The organism is Streptosporangium sp. G11 (assembly GCF_051192615.1).
Taxonomy (GTDB): Bacteria; Actinomycetota; Actinomycetes; order Streptosporangiales; family Streptosporangiaceae; genus Streptosporangium.
Genome location: NZ_JBPJUQ010000068.1, coordinates 27,390 through 44,693 on the forward strand (window position 1 = coordinate 27,390; position 17,304 = coordinate 44,693).

The window sequence follows — 17,304 nt, forward strand, 5'->3', positions numbered from 1 at the left end:
CCGCCGGGTTCACCAGGCGGGGGAAGGGCGTGTCGGGGGAAACGGCGTTCATCGGAATCCACCGGCTCCTTTCGGTGTGGTGGGCTTGCCTGCGGTGACAGCCGTCGGAGGACGGGCCCGTCCATGGTCGTGAAGCGGTCTCCGGAGGTGACCGGAGAAGTCGTGGTGCGAGAAGGCGGGGAAAGCAGGGAAGGCGGGGAAGGCGGCGGGGCGGGTCAGAGGGGGATGTTCCCGTGGTCGCCGCGCGCCGCCGGGGCGGCGGCGAGGGCCTCGGCGATCCTGCGCCGGGTGCGCGCCGGGTCGACCACCTCGTCGACGACGCCCAGTGAGAGGGCGCGGCCGACCCCTCCCGCGGTGCGGACGTGCTCGTCGACGAGCCGGAGCCGCAGCGCCTCGCGCTCGTCGTCGCCGGCGGCGGCCAGCCGCTTGCGGTGCAGCACGCCGACGGCGGCCTCGGCGCTCATCACCGCGACCTTCGCCTCCGGCCAGGCGAACACCGCGGTGGCGCCGAGGGAGCGGGAGTTCATCGCGATGTACGCCCCGCCGTAGGACTGCCGGGTGACGAGGGTGACCCGGGGGACGACGGCCTCGGCGAAGGCGTGCAGCAGCTTCGCTCCGCGCCGGATCACCCCGCCCCACTCCTGGCCGACGCCCGGCAGGTAGCCCGGCACGTCGACGATCACCACCAGCGGCACTCCGAACGCATCGCACATCCGGACGAACCTGGACGCCTTCTCCGCGCTGAGCGAGTCGAGGCAGCCCCCCTTGCGCAGCGGGTTGTTGGCGACCACGCCGACGGAGGCCCCGGCCAGCCGGCCCAGGCCGACGACGACGTTGGCCGCCCATCGGGGCTGCATCTCCACGAAGGGCGCGTCGGCGTCGAGGAGCTCGCGCACCAGGGGGTGCACGTCGTAGGCCCGCCGGGGGTTGTCGGGCAGCAGCGCCCGCAGGTCCGTGCCGTCGCGTACCGCCTCCACGTCGAAGGTGGAGCGGCGGGCGAGCAGCTCGGTCGTCCAGCGCGCCTGCTCGTAGGCCTCGGCCTCGGTCTCGACCACCACGTGCGCCACGCCCGACTTGCGGCCGTGGGCGACGGTCCCGCCGAGGGACTCCATGTCGATCTGCTCACCGGTGACGGCGCGCACCACGTCGGGGCCGGTCACGAACATCCGGCCGGCCGTCGCCATGATCACCACATCGGTCAGCGCGGGCCCGTACGCGGCGGCGCCGGCCGCCGGCCCCAGCACGACCGACACCTGCGGCACCCGGCCCGAGGCCCTGGTCATCGCGGCGAACACCCGCCCGACGCCGTCCATCGACTCGACGCCGTCGGCCAGCCTGGCTCCGCCGGAGTGCCACAGGCCGATGACCGGCCTTCCCTCCAGCAGGGCCGTGTCGACGGCGTCCACGATCTTGAGGCTGCCCGCGGCGCCCATCGCGCCGCCCATGTTGGTGGCGTCCGTGCAGTACGCGATCACGTCGATATCCGCGACGCGGCCCCGCACGGTGGAGACGCCGCTTCCGTCCTCGTCGTGCAGCGGAGACAGGGAGCCCGGGTCGAGCAGCCGTGCCAGGCGGACGGCCGGCGCACGCTGGTCGAGTTCGCGCTCCTGCTGAGTGCTCGGATAGCCGACGGTCAGCGCCATCATCTATTCCCAGGTGAAGTCGGTACGGTGAAGGGTGTGTTTCCTTGCACGCGGAGAACCCCCATCGAGAACGGGTACGGGCACGATCGGCCGTTGACGGCCAGTGAATGTCAGCGGTAATCAGGAATGGAAATCCGCCGTTCTCTACCCGGCCCGTAGATGAAACGCTATATGTCCGCCGCGGGCGCACCAACCCTTATCTCACCCCTAACGGATTTGTCCATTCCGGCGGCCGTGTTCCGCCCGCCGGACGCTCAGGGGCCGCCGCGTCCGGCACGGGACGCGTCGGTTCGCGCGCGAGGGAGAGCGGGGGAGAGCGGGGGAGAGCGGGGGAGAACCGAGGGCGGAGCCGGTCCGCCCGCCGGTGCCCGGCACGGGACCGGACGGGGCGAGGGGTGACCGGTGCCCGCCCCCGCCCAGCTCAACGGCGTCTCCGAGCCGGCGGGGGGCGGGCGCCGGCGCCCGGGAGCGAGCGGCTCTCCCCCCTCGTTAAGGGGGGCTAGGGGGTTGTTCGCCGCCGCGCCGCTGACGACCATGAACGGTGTCGGCGAGAAACGGCACCGGACGCGGAACCCGGCCCGCCGAACCTCGGTGAAACACGTCCTCCCTCACCCGCGGGCAGGTTCGGAAAAGGCGGGAAACGGGGCGTGATCACCGGTGGTCGCGTTTTCTGAGTTTTCTGAACGCCCGTCGATCACGGCTCCGGATTGTGCGGGTCGTGATTTTCGCGTGCGTTCCCGACGTGCGGAAAAACGCGGCGCGCGGTTTTTCGCGTGCGGTGAGGGCGGCGTGTCGTGCGGCGGCGCGACGCCCGGTGGCGCGTCCGGTGACATGCCGGTGACGCGCCGGGCGGTGCGTGCGGCGTGCGCGGCGCGTGCGGTTCTCCGGCTCGCGGCCGGCGGGCCCGCGTGCCCACCGGCGGCGCGGGCCCCGCGTGCTCACGGCACCGGCCACCGGTACCCGGCAGCTCCCAGAAAGGTTTCGGACATGCAGATCCACCAGCTCGAAGTGGACGGCTCGTTCCTGATCACCCCCCAGATCTTCTCGGACGACCGGGGGCTGTTCCTGGAGGTCTTCAACCAGCCCGCCTTCCACAAGACGATCGGCCATCCCCTCTCGGTCGCCCAGGTCAACTGCTCGGTGTCGCGCCGCGGGACGATCCGCGGCCTGCACGCCGCCTCCCTTCCCGGCCAGGCCCGCTACGTGACCTGCGCGCAGGGGGCCATCGTCGACATCGTCGTCGACATCCGGGTCGGCTCGCCCACGTACGGCAAGCACGTCGCGGTCCAGCTGACCGCGGAGAACCGGCACGCCCTCTACCTGGCCGAGGGCCTGGCGCACGGCTTCGCCCCGCTGACCGCGCACGCCACGGTCGTCTACCTGTGTTCCAGCACCTGGTCGCCCCACGGGGAGATCCAGATCGACCCGCTGGACCCGGAGCTGGCACTGCCCTGGCCGCGGCAGCACGAGCTCCTGCTGTCGGACAAGGACCGCGCCGCCCTGTCGCTGCGGGAGAGCGCCGAGCGGGGGCTGCTGCCCTCGTACGCCGACTGCAAGGCCAGATACGCCGAACTCGACGACTACGCCTTCACCGGATGACGACCCTGCGGAACCCCTGGAGCCAGTGATGATCCCATTGTTCAGCGTGGCGATGTCCCCCGAGGCCCCCGCCGCGGCCGCCCAGGTCCTGAGTAGCGGCAGGATCGGCCAGGGCGCCAAGGTCGACGAGTTCGAGAGGGCCCTGGCCGACAGGATCGGCAACCCCAGGGTGAGCACGCTCAACAGCGCCACCGCCGGCCTGCAGCTGGCCCTGCACCTGGTCGCCGGCGACCGCGGCGAGGAGGGCGACCCCGAGGGCGAGGTGCTGACCACGCCGCTGACCATGGAGGCCACCAACTGGGCCATCCTGGCCAACCGGCTGCGCATCCGCTGGGTCGACGTCGACCCGGCCACCCTCAACGTCGACCTGGACGACCTGGCCCGCAAGATCTCGCCGCGGACGCGCGCCATCATGGTCGTGCACTTCGCCGGCTACCCGGTCGACCTCGACCGGCTCGCCGGGATCCTCGACGAGGCCGAGGCCAGGTTCGGCTTCCGCCCGGCGGTGATCGAGGACTCGGCGCACGCCTGGGGGGCCACCTACCACGGCCGCCCGATCGGCACCCACGGCAACATCTCCGTCTTCAGCTTCCAGGCCATCAAGCACCTGACCTCCGGCGACGGCGGCGCGATCGTGCTGCCCGACGACGAGCTGCACCGGCGGGCCCGGCTGCTGCGCTGGTTCGGCATCGACCGCACGGCCGACCGGCTGCGCAACCCGCCCGACGTCACCGAGTGGGGCTTCAAGATCCACATGAACGACATCAACGCCTCGATCGGGCTGGCCAACCTGGCGGCCGTCGACGGGGTCCTGGCCAGGCACCGCGACAACGCCGCCTTCTACGACCGCGAGCTCGCCGGGACTCCCGGGCTGGAGCTGACCGAGCGCTCCGGTGACCGGGAGTCGTCCTTCTGGATCTACCCCATGAAGGTGGAGGACCGGGAGTCGTTCATGAAGCGCATGGACGACGCGGGCATCATGGTCAGCAACGTGCACGAGCGCAACGACCTGCACACCTGCGTCCGCGACTACTCCGCGCTGCTGCCCAACCTCGAACGCGTCGCCCCGCGCGTCGTCTGCGTGCCCGTCGGCTCGTGGGTCACCGACGAGCAGCGCGAGCACGTCGTCACCACGATCAGGAAGGGCTGGTGACGGCCCTTCCGCCCGCGGGGCCGGGTGCGCGAGGGCACCCGGCCCCCCGCGACCGCCGGGAGCCGGCGACCGGGAACGGTGGCCCCGACCCCGGCGGGGTCGCCGTTCGCGGTGGGTCCCGTGCCGGCCGGGTGCCCGTTCCCGGCGAGTCCCCTGTCGGCCCGCCGGCCGTTTCCGACGACCCCGGCACCGGCACGCCGGCCCGGTGAGGGAGGTTCACATGTCCATCGCCCCCAGCGTCAAGGGAACCCTGGCGTTCGGCGAGCACAAGACCTGGTACCGGGTGACCGGCACCCCCGGGTCCGGGCGGCCCGCGCTGGTCGCCCTGCACGGAGGACCGGGCAGCACGCACGACTACCTGGTGGGCCTGGCCGTGCTCGCCGAGGCGGGCTGGCCCGTCGTCCACTACGACCAGCTGGGCAACGGCGGCTCGACCCACCTGCCCGGCGCGGACGCGAGCTTCTGGACACCGCGGCTGTTCCTCGACGAGCTGGACAACCTGCTGCGCGGCCTGGGCGTGGACGACGACTACGTGCTGTTCGGCCAGTCGTGGGGCGGCCTGCTGGCGGCGGCGCACGCCTCCGCCAGGCCAAGGGGCCTGCGCGGCCTGGTGGTCGCCAACGCCCCCGCCTCGTACCCGCTGTGGCTGAGCGAGATGCGGGTCCTGCGCGACCGGCTGCCGCCCGGCGTCGACGACACGCTGCGCCGGCACGAGGCCGCCGGCACGACGGACTCCAAGGAGTACTTCGACGCCATGATGGTCTTCTACAACCGCCACGTCTGCACGCTCCAGCCGTGGCCGCGCGAGTTCCTCGCGACGTTCATGGAGATCTACAACAACCCCGCCGTCTACTACGCGATGAACGGGCCGAGCGAGTTCCACGTGATCGGCTCGCTGCGCGACTGGGGGGTGGTCGACCTCCTGCCCGGCATCGAGGCGCCCACCCTGGTGATCTCCGGACGGCACGACGAGGCCACCCCCGCCACGGTGCGGCCGTACGCCGACCTCATCCCCGGTGCGCGCTGGGAGATCTTCGAGAACTCCAGCCACACGCCGCACCTGGAGGAGCCGGAGCGCTTCACCGCGGTCATGACCGAGTTCCTCAAGAGTTTGGAATAGCCATATGGAGACCGGCGCCAAGGCCGCCACCGCGATCGTCTTTCCCGGCATGGGCCCCACCAAGTTCACCGACGTCGCCGCGTTCATGCTCGACAACCCCTCGGCGCGGCGGCTGGTCGCGCTCGCCGACGACGCGCTCGGCTACTCGCTGACCGGCCGCTTCCGCGACTCGGGCGACGACTACACCGAGGCGGCGCAGGTCGCGTTCATGGTCAACTGCCTGGCCCTGGCCGACTGGGCAGGTCAGGAGCTGGGCATCGAGCCCGAGGTGTGCGCGGGCCCCAGCTTCGGCGGCAAGGCCGCCGCCGCATACTCGGGGGCGCTGTCCTTCGAGGACGCCGTGCGGATGACCGCCGGGCTGGCCCGCTGCACCGAGGAGTACTTCGCCCGGGAGCACACCGACATCATCACCCACTCCTTCGTGCGCGTCCCCGAACCCAGGTTGCGGGAGCTGCTGGCGGAGCTGGACGGGCACGGCGAGTGGCACGACCTGTCCTGCCACATCGACCACGACTTCCACATGCTGTCGCTGCGCGAGCGGCGGGTCGAGTGGCTGCAGGAGCGGGTCCGTTCGGTCGGCGGCCTCTCGCTCTACACGATGCGGCCCCCGATGCACTCGGCCGCGTTCGAGCCGCTGCGGCGCAGGGCGGCGGCGGAGGTCCTCGACGACCTGAGCTTCGCCGACCCCCGCCTGCCGGTCGTCGACGACCACGACGGGACGGTGCTGACGACGGGGGAGCAGGTGCGGACGATGCTGCTCGACGGCTTCGTGCGGGCGCTGCGCTGGCCGGACGTGGTGGCCGCCCTGCGAGGGCTCGGCGTGGCCAGGGTCTGCGTCGCCGGCCAGGACAGCCTGTTCGGCCGGGTGCCGGTCACGACGAGGAACTTCACCGTCGTCCCGGTGAACCCGCGGGTGGCGATGGCGCCGCAGCTGGCGCGGCCCTCCAGTGTGTGAGGGGGCCCGCGGGTCCGGGGGGACGTGCCCGCGAGCCCCGGCGACGGGTCAGGCGACGGGCCTGAGCATCCCGGACAGGGCCTTCCAGAGCGTCCCGGGGGTCTCGAAGGTCTCCATGGTCAGCGCCTCGTCCTGGAACCGCACGCCGTACTCCTCCTCCAGCGTGGCCAGCAGCTCGACGATGGCGAGCGAGTCGAGCCCGAAGCCCGACAGGTTGCTGTCCTCGCCGAGCCTCTCCTCGGGGGGCAGAAAGGGGAGCTGCCGGCGCAGGATCTCCTCGAAACGATCGTCCCACATGGCAATCGATTTCCCTTCTCAATTGTGGTCGCGATGAGGGGCCGCACGAAAAAGGGCGGCAATGGGGGCCGCGATTCTCGGAATTCGCCCCTGGGGCGGCGCCCGTGTCGGGCACTACTGTGGATTCAGCCCCTCTGACGCTGAATCTAGCGCGCGTTCGCGCCGGTGTCCACCATTCCCGCCGGAATTCACTGAATTAGTCCAGTGCTTTCCGCAAGGTGTATCCGAATATTTATGGGCGCCCATCGAGATCCGAGGACGGAAATGAACAGAGAAACCTCCCACGCTCTCTACTCGCGTTTTCTGCGTGGCCTGGAGGCGTCCCCAGAAGGGGTGGCCTTCCGCGTCGGCGCCACCGCCGTCACCTACGCCGAGGCCCACCGCTCCGCGCTGCTGTGGGCGGGGGCGCTGTCGCGCTCCACCCCCGCCCCTCCCGGGGCCGTAGGGGTGCTCGCCGCCAAGGGCACCACCTCCTACGTCGGCGTCCTCGCCGGTCTGTACGCCGGGGCGACCGTCGTGCCGCTGCAGCCGGACTTCCCCGCCGCCCGCACCCGGCAGATGATCGAGGCCGCCGGGGTCACCACGCTGGTCGTCGACGACCGGGGCGCGGCGCGGGCCGCCGAGCTGCGCGCCGGGGGGCTGGACGTGGCGGTCCTGGACCCGGAGGCCGCCGACCCCGCGCACGCGCTCGCGCGCCCCCGTCCCGTCGACCCCTCCGACGTGGCGTACGTGCTGTTCACCTCGGGGTCCACCGGCCGTCCCAAGGGGGTGCCGATCACCCACGCCAACACCGCCCACTACTTCGCCTTCCTCGACCGGCGCTACGACTTCACCCCCGGGGACGTCTTCTCGCAGACCTTCGACCTGACCTTCGACTGCGCGATGTTCGACCTGTTCTGCGCCTGGGGGGCGGGGGCGAGCGTGGTCGTCGTGCCGCCGCACGCCTACCGGGACCTGCCGGGGTTCCTCGCCGAGCAGGGGGTCACGGTGTGGTTCTCCACGCCGAGCGCCATCTCGATGGTCCGCAGGACGAGCGGCCTCCTGCCGGACGCGCTGGCCGGCCTGCGCTGGAGCCTCTTCGCCGGAGAGGCCCTGAAGTGCGCCGACGCCGCCGACTGGCAGCGGGCCGCCTCCTCCTCCACGCTGGAGAACCTCTACGGGCCGACCGAGCTGACCATCACCATCACCGGCCACCGCTGGGACCCGGAGACCTCGCCCGAGCTGGGCGTCAACGGCATGTCGCCGATCGGCATCCTCAACGACGGGCACGACCACCTGCTCCTGGACGCCGAGGGCCGGCCCGACCCCGTCGAGGGCGAGCTGTGGATCACCGGGCCGCAGACCACCCGCGGCTACCTCGACCCCGCCGACGACAGGGACCGGTTCGTCGAGCGCGACGGGCGCACCTGGTACAACACCGGCGACCGGATCCGCCGCGCGGCCAACGGCGAGCTGGTCTACCTGGGGCGGGCCGACGCCCAGGTGCAGGTCCAGGGCTGGCGGGTGGAGCTCGCCGAGATCGACCACGCCCTCTGCCTCTGCGAGGGGGTCGAGGACGCGGTGACGGTGAGCAGCACCATCAACGGCGTCACCGAGCTGGTCGTGTTCTACACCGGGACGCCCTCGCGCCCGGCGGACCTCGCCGCCCGGCTTCGCGACATCCTGCCGCCGGGCATCATCCCCCGCCACTACCGGCACATGGACGAGCTGCCGCTGAACCCCAACCGCAAGGTCGACCGCGTCGGCCTGCGCGGCCAGGCCGACGGCCTGCTCGTCGGCGCGGGAAGGTCGCGGCCCGCGTGACGCTCCCGGGGCCGGTCCCGGTCCCTGTCCAGGGGCCGACCCCGGTCCCGGTCCCTGTCCCAACTCCGGCGCGGGCTCCGGTCCCGTTCGGGAACCGGCTCCGGTGCCGGTTGCGGCCTCGGATCCGGCACGCGGCCCGCGACGGCGCCGCGATTTCGGCAATGGCCCCGAGGCGGCAAAGGCGCCGCCGTGAAAGCGGCCCCGGAAAGGCACCCCAGTGCCGGAACACACCCCCCGGATTCTTAGGGGGGCGTAGGGGGTGGGGGGCGCCGAGAGGCGCGAGGTACCGTTTCCATGGATTTGTCTGGTCCAATCGTGAAGTTAAGTGAATGGGCCGCCGGAAATAATTCCCTTTTTCTTTTCAGGGACGGGAGAGTCACGTTGGACGGCTTGATTCCCGGGGCGCCGCCCCTGCGGTCGGATCTCATACACAATGTGCTGGACGACGCCGCGGCCGCGAGGCCCGCCGACGCCGCGGTCCGCGACTCGCGGGGCGGCTGGGACTACCGGCGGGTCGAGGAGCTCAGCCACGCCTTCGACGGCTGGCTGGCGGCCCGGGGGGTCGGCCACGGCGACCGGGTCATCGTCCAGCTTCCCAACCGGCGGGAGATGGTCCCCATCGTCTACGGCGTCTCCAGGCGCGGCGCCGTCCTCGTACCGCTGAACCCCGGCATGAAGCCCTTCCACCTGCGGTCGGTCCTGGAGGACTCCGGGCCCGCCCTGGTCATCGGCTCCGGGGAGTCCGGCGAGGTCGTACGGGACCTCGCCGCCGTGCCCGTGCACGACATCGACGAGATCTGGGCCGAGGTCGAGGAGCGCGCCGGCCTGCCCGCCGCGCACGAGCCGGTCAAGGTCCTGCCGGAGGACGTCGCGATCCTCATCTACACCTCGGGCAGCACGGCCGCGCCCAAGGCGGTCGTGTGCCCGCACGCGCGGGTCACCTACGCCGCCTCCGCCATCAACGCGGTGCTCGGCTACCGGCCGGACGACGTCGTCTTCTGCCGGCCGCCGATGTCCTTCGACTACGGCCTGTACCAGATCTTCCTGTCGGCCCTCGGCCACGCGGAGCTGGTGCTGGCCGGCGACGGGCCGGACCTGGTGCTGCTCGGGCAGATCCGCGAGTGCGGCGCGACCGTCGTCCCGGTCGTGCCCTCCCTGGGCTCGATGATCGCGACGCTCGCCAGGCGCGCCCCCGGCTCCGCGCCCGCCGTGCGGATGTTCACCAACACCGGGGCGGCGCTGCCCGCCGCGACCATCGACAGCCTGCACGAGTCGTTCCCCGGGGCGCGGGTGGTCCGGATGTACGGCATCACCGAGTGCAAGCGCGTCACGATCATGGAACCGGAGCTGGACCGGGAGCGCCCCGGCGCGTCCGGCAGGCCGCTGCCGGGCACCAGGGTGCTGATCCTGGACGGCGAGGGCCGCCCGCTGCCCGCCGGTGAGATCGGGGAGATCGTCGTGGCCGGGCCGAACGTGATGGCCGGCTACTGGCGCGACCCGGTGCTGACCGCGCGCGCCTACCGCCCCGACCCGGAGACCGGCGAGGCGCGCCTGCACACCGGCGACTACGGCCGGCTCGACCAGGACGGCTACCTCTACTTCCAGGGACGCCGCGACGACATGTTCAAGCGCAAGGGCACCCGGATGAGCACCGTGGAGATCGAGGCCGCCGCGATGGACGTCCCCGGCGTGCGGGCGGCGGTGGTCCTGCCCCCCGACGAGCACCGCGACCTCGTGGTGTTCGTCGAGAGCGACCTGCCCCCCCACGCGGTGCTGCGAGAGCTGGCCCTGCGGCTGGAACCTCCCAAGGTGCCCGCCGCCTGCCACGTGCTCGACAAGTTCCCCCTGACCCTCAACGGCAAGAACGAGCGCAAGCAGCTGGCGCTGCTCCTGGAGGACGCGCGATGAGCAGGAACGCAGACCTCGTCGCCCAGTACGGCTCCCCGCTGTACGTCTACGACCTCGACCGCGTCACGGCCGCCCGTGACGCCCTGCTGTCCTCGCTGCCGGAGGACTTCAAACTGTTCTTCTCCTTCAAGGCCAACCCCCACCCGGAGATCGCCCGCGCGCTGCGCGGCGACGGCGAGCGCGGCTGCCTGGCCGAGATCAGCTCGACCGGGGAGCTGGCCGCCGCGCTGGAGGCCGGTTTCCACGGCTCCCAGATCCTCTACACCGGCCCCGGCAAGACCTACGAGGAGCTGAGGATCGCGATCGGCGCCGGAGTGGCCTCGTTCTCCGTGGAGTCGCCGACCGACCTGCAGCACGTGGGCGAGGTGGCGACCGAGCACGGAGTGGAGGTCGACTGCCTGCTGCGCGTCAACAGCGCCACGTCGAGCGCGGCCACCAGCATCAGGATGACCGGCACGCCGTCCCAGTTCGGCATCGACAGCGAGACGCTGCCGGAGCTGATGCCCGAGATGAGCGCGGTGCCCGGCACCCGGCTGGCCGGGGCGCACCTTTTCTCGCTGAGCAACGCCAAGGACGAGGAGGGCCTCGTCGGCGAGTTCCGCCACACCATCTCGGTCGCCGCGGGTCTCCAGCGGGAGACGGGCCTGCCCATCCGCTTCCTGGACATCGGCGGGGGCTTCGCCGCCCCGTACCTGTCGCCGGGGGAGCGGCCCGAATACCCGAACCTCCGCGCGGAGCTGGAGGTCATCCTCGACGAGCACTTCCCGCGCTGGCGCGAGGGTGTCCCGGAGATCGCCTGCGAGTCCGGCCGCCACCTGGTCGGCGACGCCGGGGAGCTGCTGTGCACCGTGGTCAACATCAAGGAGAGCCGGGGGCGCAAGTTCGTCATCCTCGACGCGGGCATCAACACCCTCGGCGGCATGTCCGGCCTCGGCCGGCTGCTGCCGGTGTCCGTGCGGCTGGACGACGACGCCCTGTCCGAAGGGACCGACCCGGCCGGGCTGGAGGTCGCGACTCTGGCGGGCCCCCTGTGCACCCCCGGCGACCTCCTCGGCACGAACGTGCGGCTGCCGGTGCTCAAGGTGGGCGACGTGGTGAGCATCCCCAACGCCGGGGCGTACGGGATGACCGCGAGCCTGCTGATGTTCCTCGGGCGCCCCGCGCCCGCCGAGGTCGTCATGCGCGGCGGCGAGGTCGTGTCCGCCTCCCGCGTCGAGTTCGTCCGGAAGTACAGCTGACCCACCCGGGGCGCGCGGCCGGAACCCGGCCGCGCTCCCCGGCGGGGCCGTCCCGCGCCAAGGCACCCGGCGGCCCCAGCGGATTTCGAAGATTCACACGGCTTTTTCATACGACGACGTGGAGTGGACGGATGAGCGAGTCCGAGCAGTTCGTTTCTGGCACCTCCGGCGCGGCGGGCGGCGGGCGGGGAGAACCCTCGGCGTTCGAGTTCCCCCGCGCGGACCTCCCCACCGAGCGGCGGCTCGGCTTCCTGGTCGAGCTCGTGCACGACCTGACGGTCGAGATCCTGCGCACCGTGCTGCCGTACGCGCCGGACGTCGTCGACCCTCACCAGGCGTTCCGGGAGATGGGCTTCGACTCGCTGGCCGCCGTCGAGCTGCACGACCGGCTGGCCGACAGGATCGGCGCGGAACTGCCGATGACGCTCGCCTTCGACCACCCCACCCCCGCCGCCGTCGCCGCGTACCTGTTCACCGAGGTCTTCGGCATGGCCGCCGAGGAGGCCTCGGAGGTCCGCGCGACCGTCGGCTCCGACGAGCCCATCGCCATCATCGGCATCGGCTGCCGCTACCCGGGAGGCGTCGCCACCCCCGAGGAGCTGTGGCGGCTCGTCGCCGAGGGCGCCGAGACGACCACGGGGTTCCCGGACGACCGGGGCTGGGACCTGGGGCGGCTCTTCGACGACGACCCGGAGAAGTCCAACACCACCTACGCCCGCGTCGGGCACTTCCTGCACGACGCCGCCGAGTTCGACTCCGACTTCTTCGGGATCAACCCGCGCGAGGCCGTGGCGATGGACCCGCAGCAGCGGCTGCTGCTGGAGACCGCGTGGGAGGCCTTCGAGCGGGCCGGCATCGACCCGCGCTCGCTGAAGGGCAGCCAGACCGGCGTGTTCATCGGCGCCGAGCCGCAGGACTACGGCCCCCGGCTGGACAAGGCCCCCGGCGAGATCGAGGGGTACCTGGTCACCGGCAACGCCACCAGCGTCGTGTCGGGCCGGATCGCCTACTCCCTCGGCCTGGAGGGGCCGACGCTCACCGTCGACACCGCCTGCTCCGCCTCCCTGGTCGCGATCCACCTGGCCTGCCAGTCGCTGCGGACGGGCGAGACCCCGCTGGCCCTGGCCGGCGGCGTGACCGTGATGTCCACCCCCGGCACCTACACCGCGTTCAGCAAGCAGCGCGTGATCGCCGCCGACGGCCGATGCAAGGCGTTCGCCGCCTCCGCCGACGGCACGGGCTTCTCCGAGGGCGTCGGCGTCATCGTGGTCGAGCGGCTGTCGGACGCGCTCCGCCAGGGACACCCGGTGCTGGCGGTCATCCGCGGCTCGGCGATCAACCAGGACGGCGCGAGCAGCGGGCTCACCGCGCCGAACGGCCCGTCCCAGGAGCGGGTCATCCGCCAGGCGCTGGCCAACGCTGGCCTGTCCAGCGGCGACGTCGACGTGGTCGAGGCGCACGGCACCGGCACCAAGCTGGGCGACCCGATCGAGGCGCACGCCCTGATGGCCACCTACGGGCGCGGCCGGGGCGACGCCCCGCCGCTGCGGCTGGGCTCGATCAAGTCGAACATCGGCCACACCCAGGCGGCGGCGGGCTCCGCCGGTGTGATCAAGATGGTGATGGCGATGCGGCACGGCGTGCTGCCCCGCACCCTGCACGTGGACGCGCCCTCCCCGTACGTCAACTGGTCCCTGGGCGCGGTCGAGCTGCTGACCGAGGACCTTCCCTGGCACAAGGACGGCGCCCCGCGCCGGGCCGCGGTGTCCTCCTTCGGCGTCAGCGGCACCAACGCGCACGTCATCCTGGAGGAGCCGCCGTCCGCCGAACCCCTCCCCGAGACCGGCGACGCCGGGGACGCGGGGGAGAGGGCCGAGCCCGTCGCGGTGCCGGTGGCGCTGTCGGCCAGGAGCGAGCCCGCGCTGCGGGCCCAGGCCGCGCGCCTGGCCGCCCACCTGGAGGAGCGCGAGGACCGCGAGAGTCACGGCCTCACCGGCCTGCTCGACCTCGGGCACTCGCTGCTGACCACGCGGTCGACGTGGGACCACCGCGCGGTGGTCGTCGCGTCCGGCCGCGAGGAGCTGCTCGCGGGGCTGGCCGCCCTCGCCGAGGGCGAGTCCGCCCCCGGCGTGTTCGAGGGCGTCGCCCCCGCCGACGCGCGCCCGATCTTCGTCTTCCCCGGTCAGGGATCCCAGTGGGCCGGCATGGCCGTGGAACTGCTCGACTCCTCCCCGGTCTTCGCGCGCAGCATGGAGGAGTGCGCGGCGGAGATCGAGACCTACGTGGACTGGAAGCTGCTCGACGTGCTGCGCGGCGCCCCGGGCGCGCCCACCCTGGAGCCGCTGGAGGTCGTCCAGCCGGTGCTGTTCGCGGTGATGGTCTCGCTCGCCGCGCTGTGGGAGTCCCACGGCGTCAGGCCGGCCGCCGTCGTCGGCCACTCGCAGGGTGAGGTCGCCGCCGCGTACGTGGCCGGAGGCCTGTCGCTGGCCGACGCCGTCCGCGTGATCGTGCTGCGCAGCCGCCTGTTCGCCGAGACCCTGCTGGGCAAGGGCGGGGTCGCCGCCGTCGCGCTGCCCGCCGCCGAGCTGGAGCGCCGGCTCGCCCACTGGCACGGCAAGCTGTCCGTCGGCGGCAAGAACGGCCCCTTCTCCTCGACGGTGGTCGGCGACGCCGACGCGCTGGCAGAGCTGGTCGCCCAGTGCGAGGCCGCCGGCGTGCGCGCCCGCGTCGTGGCCTCCTCGGTCGCCTCGCACTGCGCCCAGGTCGACCCGCTGCGCGAGCGCCTGCTGGAGATGCTCGCCCCGGTCTCCCCGAAGACGGGCGACGTCCCCTTCTACTCGACGGTGACCGGCGGCCTGCTCGACACCGCCGAGCTGGACGCCGGGTACTGGTTCGGCAACGCCCGCTACCCCGTCGAGTTCCACCAGGTCGTCCGGACGCTGCTGGCCGACGGGCACCGGGTGTTCCTGGAGTCCAGCCCGCACCCGGTGCTCGCGATGAGCGTCCAGGACGCGATCGACGAGGCCGGGGCCGACGCCTTCGCCTTCGGTTCCCTGCGCCGCGACGAGGGCGGCCCGCGCCGCTTCCTCGCCTCGCTCGCCGAGGCCCACGTCCGCGGCCTCCAGGTCGCCTGGGAACCGGCCTTCGCCCCGTACGGGCCGCGCCGGGTCGACCTGCCCACCTACGCCTTCCAGCACCGGCGCTTCTGGCTGGACGCCGGCACCTCCGGGGGCGACGTCACCTCGGCCGGGCTGACCGCCGCCGACCACCCCCTCCTGGGCGCGGCCGTGATGCTCGCCGATTCCGACGGGGTGCTGTTCGCGGGCAGGCTCTCCCTCCAGACCCACCCGTGGCTGGCCGACCACGCCGCCTCGGGCACGGTGCTGTTGCCGGGGACGGCGTTCGTGGAGCTGGCGGTGCGCGCCGGTGACCAGGTGGGGTGCGGGGTGGTGGACGAGCTGACGTTGGAGGCGCCGCTGGTGCTGCCCGGCGGCGGCGGTGTGCAGGTGCAGGTGTCGGTGGGGGCTCCGGACGAGACGGGCCGGCGCCCGGTCGCCGTCCACTCCCGGCTGGAGGACGCCCCGCTCGACACCCCCTGGACCCGGCACGCCACCGGCTTCGTGGCCGCGCCCGTGTCCCCCGAGGTGTTCGACCTCATCGAGTGGCCTCCCGCCGGTGCGACGGCGGTGGACCTGGACGGTCTGTACGAGCGGCTGGCGGGCCAGGGCTACGGTTACGGCCCGGTGTTCCAGGGGTTGCGGGCGGCGTGGCGGCGTGGTGACGAGATCTTCGCCGAGGTCGCGCTGCCCGGCGGGATGGGCGCGCAGGCCGAGCGCTTCGGCGTCCACCCGGCGCTGCTGGACGCGGCCCTGCACGCCGAGTCGCTGCTGGGTACCGCCACTGACGGGGTGAGCCTGCCGTTCGCGTGGAGCGGGGTCTCCCTGTACGCCACGGGCGCCGCCGCCGCGCGGGTGCGGCTGTGGTCGGACGGCCCCGGCACCGTGTCGCTGCGGCTGGCCGACTCCTCCGGGGCCGCCGTCGCGTCGGTGCGGTCGCTGGTCTCGCGCCCGGTCTCCTCCGGGCAGCTCGCCGCCGCCACCTCCCACCACGACTCATTGTTCCGCCTCGACTGGACCGTGCTGCCCGTGGTGGAGACGCCGGGGGAGAGCCGGGCCGTCCTGCTCGGCCCCGACGCGCACGGCCTGCGCGCGGCCGGTGTGGTGGTCGAGGGGTTCGAGGATCTGGGGGCGTTGGCGGGTTCGGGGGTGGTTCCCGATCTGGTGTTCGTCTCCTTTGCGGCGCTTGGTGGTGAGGGTGTCGTGTCCGGGGTGCGGGTGGCGGCGTATCGGGCGTTGGCGGTGGTGCGGGAGTGGCTGGCCGAGGAGCGGTTCGGGTCGGCGCGGCTCGTCGTGGTGACCCGGGGCGCCGTCGCGGCCGGGCAGGGCGAGGACGTCCGCGACCTGGCGAGCGCCCCCGTGTGGGGCCTGCTCCGCTCGGCCCAGTCGGAGAACCCCGACCGCGTCGTGCTGGTGGACCTCGACGAGGAGGACGTGCCGGGCGGCGCCCTGCTGGCCGCCGCGGGCTCCGGCGAGCCCCAGCTGGCCATCCGGTCGGGCAGGGTGCTGGCCGCCCGCCTGGCGCGGGCCGCGTCCGGTGGCGGTCTGGTGCCGCCGGCGGGGGTGGCCGAGTGGCGGCTGGACGCGCCGGTCAAGGGAAGCCTGACGGACCTGACACTGATCCCGGCCCCTGAGGCCGGCCGGACCCTGGAGCCCGGCGAGGTGCGGGTCTCCATCCGCGCCGCCGGGCTCAACTTCCGGGACCTGGTCGTCACCCTGGGCATGGTGCCCGAGAACGACGAGCCCATCGGCGGGGAGATCGCCGGTGTGGTGCTGGAGGTCGGGGCCGGGGTGGGCGACCTGGTGCCGGGTGATCGGGTGTTCGGTCTGCTGGACGGGGCGTTCGGCCCGGTCGGGGTGACCGACCGGCGGCTGCTGGCGCCTGTCCCTGCGGGCTGGACCTTCGAGCAGGCCGCCGCCGTCCCGGTGGTCTACCTCACCGCCTACTACGGGCTCGTCCGGCTGGGCGGCCTGAGCTCCGGCGAGTCGGTGCTGGTGCACGCCGGTGCCGGTGGGGTGGGCATGGCGGCGGTGCAGCTGGCCCGGCATTTCGGCGCGGAGGTGTTCGCGACGGCGAGCCCGGCCAAGTGGGAGGTACTGCGGTCGCTGGGTCTGGACGACGAGCACATCTCCTCCTCGCGGGACCTGGACTTCGAAGGGCATTTCCTGGGGGTCACGGGCGGTCGCGGGGTGGACGTGGTGCTGAACTCGCTGGCCCGCGAGTTCCTGGACGCCTCCCTGCGCCTGCTGCCCCGCGGCGGCCGGTTCCTGGAGATCGGCAAGACCGACCTGCGCGCCCCCGAGGAGGTCGCCGCCGCGCACCCCGGGGTCGACTACCTCCCGTACTCGCTGATGGAGGCGGGGTTCGACGGCCTGCGCGACATGTTCTCCGAGGTGCTCGATCTGTTCGGGCGGGGGGTGTTGCGGCCGTTGCCGGTGCGGTCGTGGGATGTGCGGCGGGCGGCGGAGGCG

At 73.0% G+C, this 17,304-nt stretch carries 10 protein-coding genes; 8 read left to right on the plus strand and 2 right to left on the minus strand.

The genetic code is table 11. The annotated features are described in order from the left end of the window. Positions 1–215: 215 nt before the first annotated feature. Positions 216–1,646 (minus strand): acyl-CoA carboxylase subunit beta, encoded by a 1,431-nt coding sequence (locus ACSDR0_RS39335; RefSeq protein ID WP_435294044.1) that lies wholly within the window; start codon positions 1,644–1,646, stop codon positions 216–218. A gap of 984 nt (positions 1,647–2,630) precedes the next feature. Between ACSDR0_RS39335 and rfbC the strand changes: the two genes are divergently transcribed. From rfbC to ACSDR0_RS39355, 4 genes are all read left to right on the plus strand, one after another. After that, positions 2,631–3,242: a dTDP-4-dehydrorhamnose 3,5-epimerase gene (rfbC, locus tag ACSDR0_RS39340; RefSeq protein WP_435294045.1), complete on the plus strand. Its 612-nt coding sequence runs from the start codon at positions 2,631–2,633 to the stop codon at positions 3,240–3,242. 28 nt (positions 3,243–3,270) lie between these two features. Further along, on the plus strand, positions 3,271–4,395 hold the full coding sequence (locus tag ACSDR0_RS39345; protein ID WP_435294046.1) for a DegT/DnrJ/EryC1/StrS family aminotransferase: 1,125 nt from the start codon (positions 3,271–3,273) through the stop codon (positions 4,393–4,395). A 220-nt stretch (positions 4,396–4,615) separates the two neighbouring features. Then, the gene (locus ACSDR0_RS39350; RefSeq protein ID WP_435294047.1) at positions 4,616–5,515 is read left to right on the plus strand and encodes a proline iminopeptidase-family hydrolase; all 900 of its coding nucleotides are present in this window, start codon (positions 4,616–4,618) and stop codon (positions 5,513–5,515) included. 4 nt (positions 5,516–5,519) lie between these two features. Continuing rightward, positions 5,520–6,470, plus strand: a complete 951-nt coding sequence (locus ACSDR0_RS39355; RefSeq protein WP_435294048.1) for an ACP S-malonyltransferase — start codon at positions 5,520–5,522, stop codon at positions 6,468–6,470. Between the two features lie 48 nt (positions 6,471–6,518). Here ACSDR0_RS39355 and ACSDR0_RS39360 read toward each other — a convergent pair whose 3' ends face one another. Then, positions 6,519–6,767 (minus strand): acyl carrier protein, encoded by a 249-nt coding sequence (locus tag ACSDR0_RS39360; protein WP_435294049.1) that lies wholly within the window; start codon positions 6,765–6,767, stop codon positions 6,519–6,521. 264 nt (positions 6,768–7,031) lie between these two features. Between ACSDR0_RS39360 and ACSDR0_RS39365 the strand changes: the two genes are divergently transcribed. From ACSDR0_RS39365 to ACSDR0_RS39380, 4 genes are all read left to right on the plus strand, one after another. Continuing rightward, entirely contained in the window at positions 7,032–8,570 is a 1,539-nt protein-coding gene (locus ACSDR0_RS39365; protein ID WP_435294050.1) for an amino acid adenylation domain-containing protein, read from the plus strand. 435 nt (positions 8,571–9,005) lie between these two features. Then, positions 9,006–10,478, plus strand: a complete 1,473-nt coding sequence (locus tag ACSDR0_RS39370) for an AMP-binding protein (RefSeq protein ID WP_435294051.1) — start codon at positions 9,006–9,008, stop codon at positions 10,476–10,478. Continuing rightward, positions 10,475–11,716, plus strand: coding sequence for a type III PLP-dependent enzyme (locus tag ACSDR0_RS39375; protein WP_435294052.1), 1,242 nt, complete (start codon positions 10,475–10,477; stop codon positions 11,714–11,716). The genes ACSDR0_RS39370 and ACSDR0_RS39375 overlap by 4 nt, the downstream gene beginning before the upstream one ends. A gap of 131 nt (positions 11,717–11,847) precedes the next feature. Next, positions 11,848–17,304, plus strand: a 5,457-nt coding sequence (locus ACSDR0_RS39380) for a beta-ketoacyl synthase N-terminal-like domain-containing protein (protein ID WP_435294053.1), incomplete at its 3' end; no start/stop codon positions are given.

Coding starts and splice junctions, on each gene's coding strand:
- ACSDR0_RS39355 (WP_435294048.1), top strand. CDS start 5,520: ATGGAGACCGGCGCCAAGGCCGCCACCGCGATCGTCTTTCCCGGCATG.
- ACSDR0_RS39350 (WP_435294047.1), top strand. CDS start 4,616: ATGTCCATCGCCCCCAGCGTCAAGGGAACCCTGGCGTTCGGCGAGCAC.
- ACSDR0_RS39335 (WP_435294044.1), bottom strand. CDS start 1,646: ATGATGGCGCTGACCGTCGGCTATCCGAGCACTCAGCAGGAGCGCGAA.
- rfbC (WP_435294045.1), top strand. CDS start 2,631: ATGCAGATCCACCAGCTCGAAGTGGACGGCTCGTTCCTGATCACCCCC.
- ACSDR0_RS39365 (WP_435294050.1), top strand. CDS start 7,032: ATGAACAGAGAAACCTCCCACGCTCTCTACTCGCGTTTTCTGCGTGGC.
- ACSDR0_RS39375 (WP_435294052.1), top strand. CDS start 10,475: ATGAGCAGGAACGCAGACCTCGTCGCCCAGTACGGCTCCCCGCTGTAC.
- ACSDR0_RS39345 (WP_435294046.1), top strand. CDS start 3,271: ATGATCCCATTGTTCAGCGTGGCGATGTCCCCCGAGGCCCCCGCCGCG.
- ACSDR0_RS39360 (WP_435294049.1), bottom strand. CDS start 6,767: ATGTGGGACGATCGTTTCGAGGAGATCCTGCGCCGGCAGCTCCCCTTT.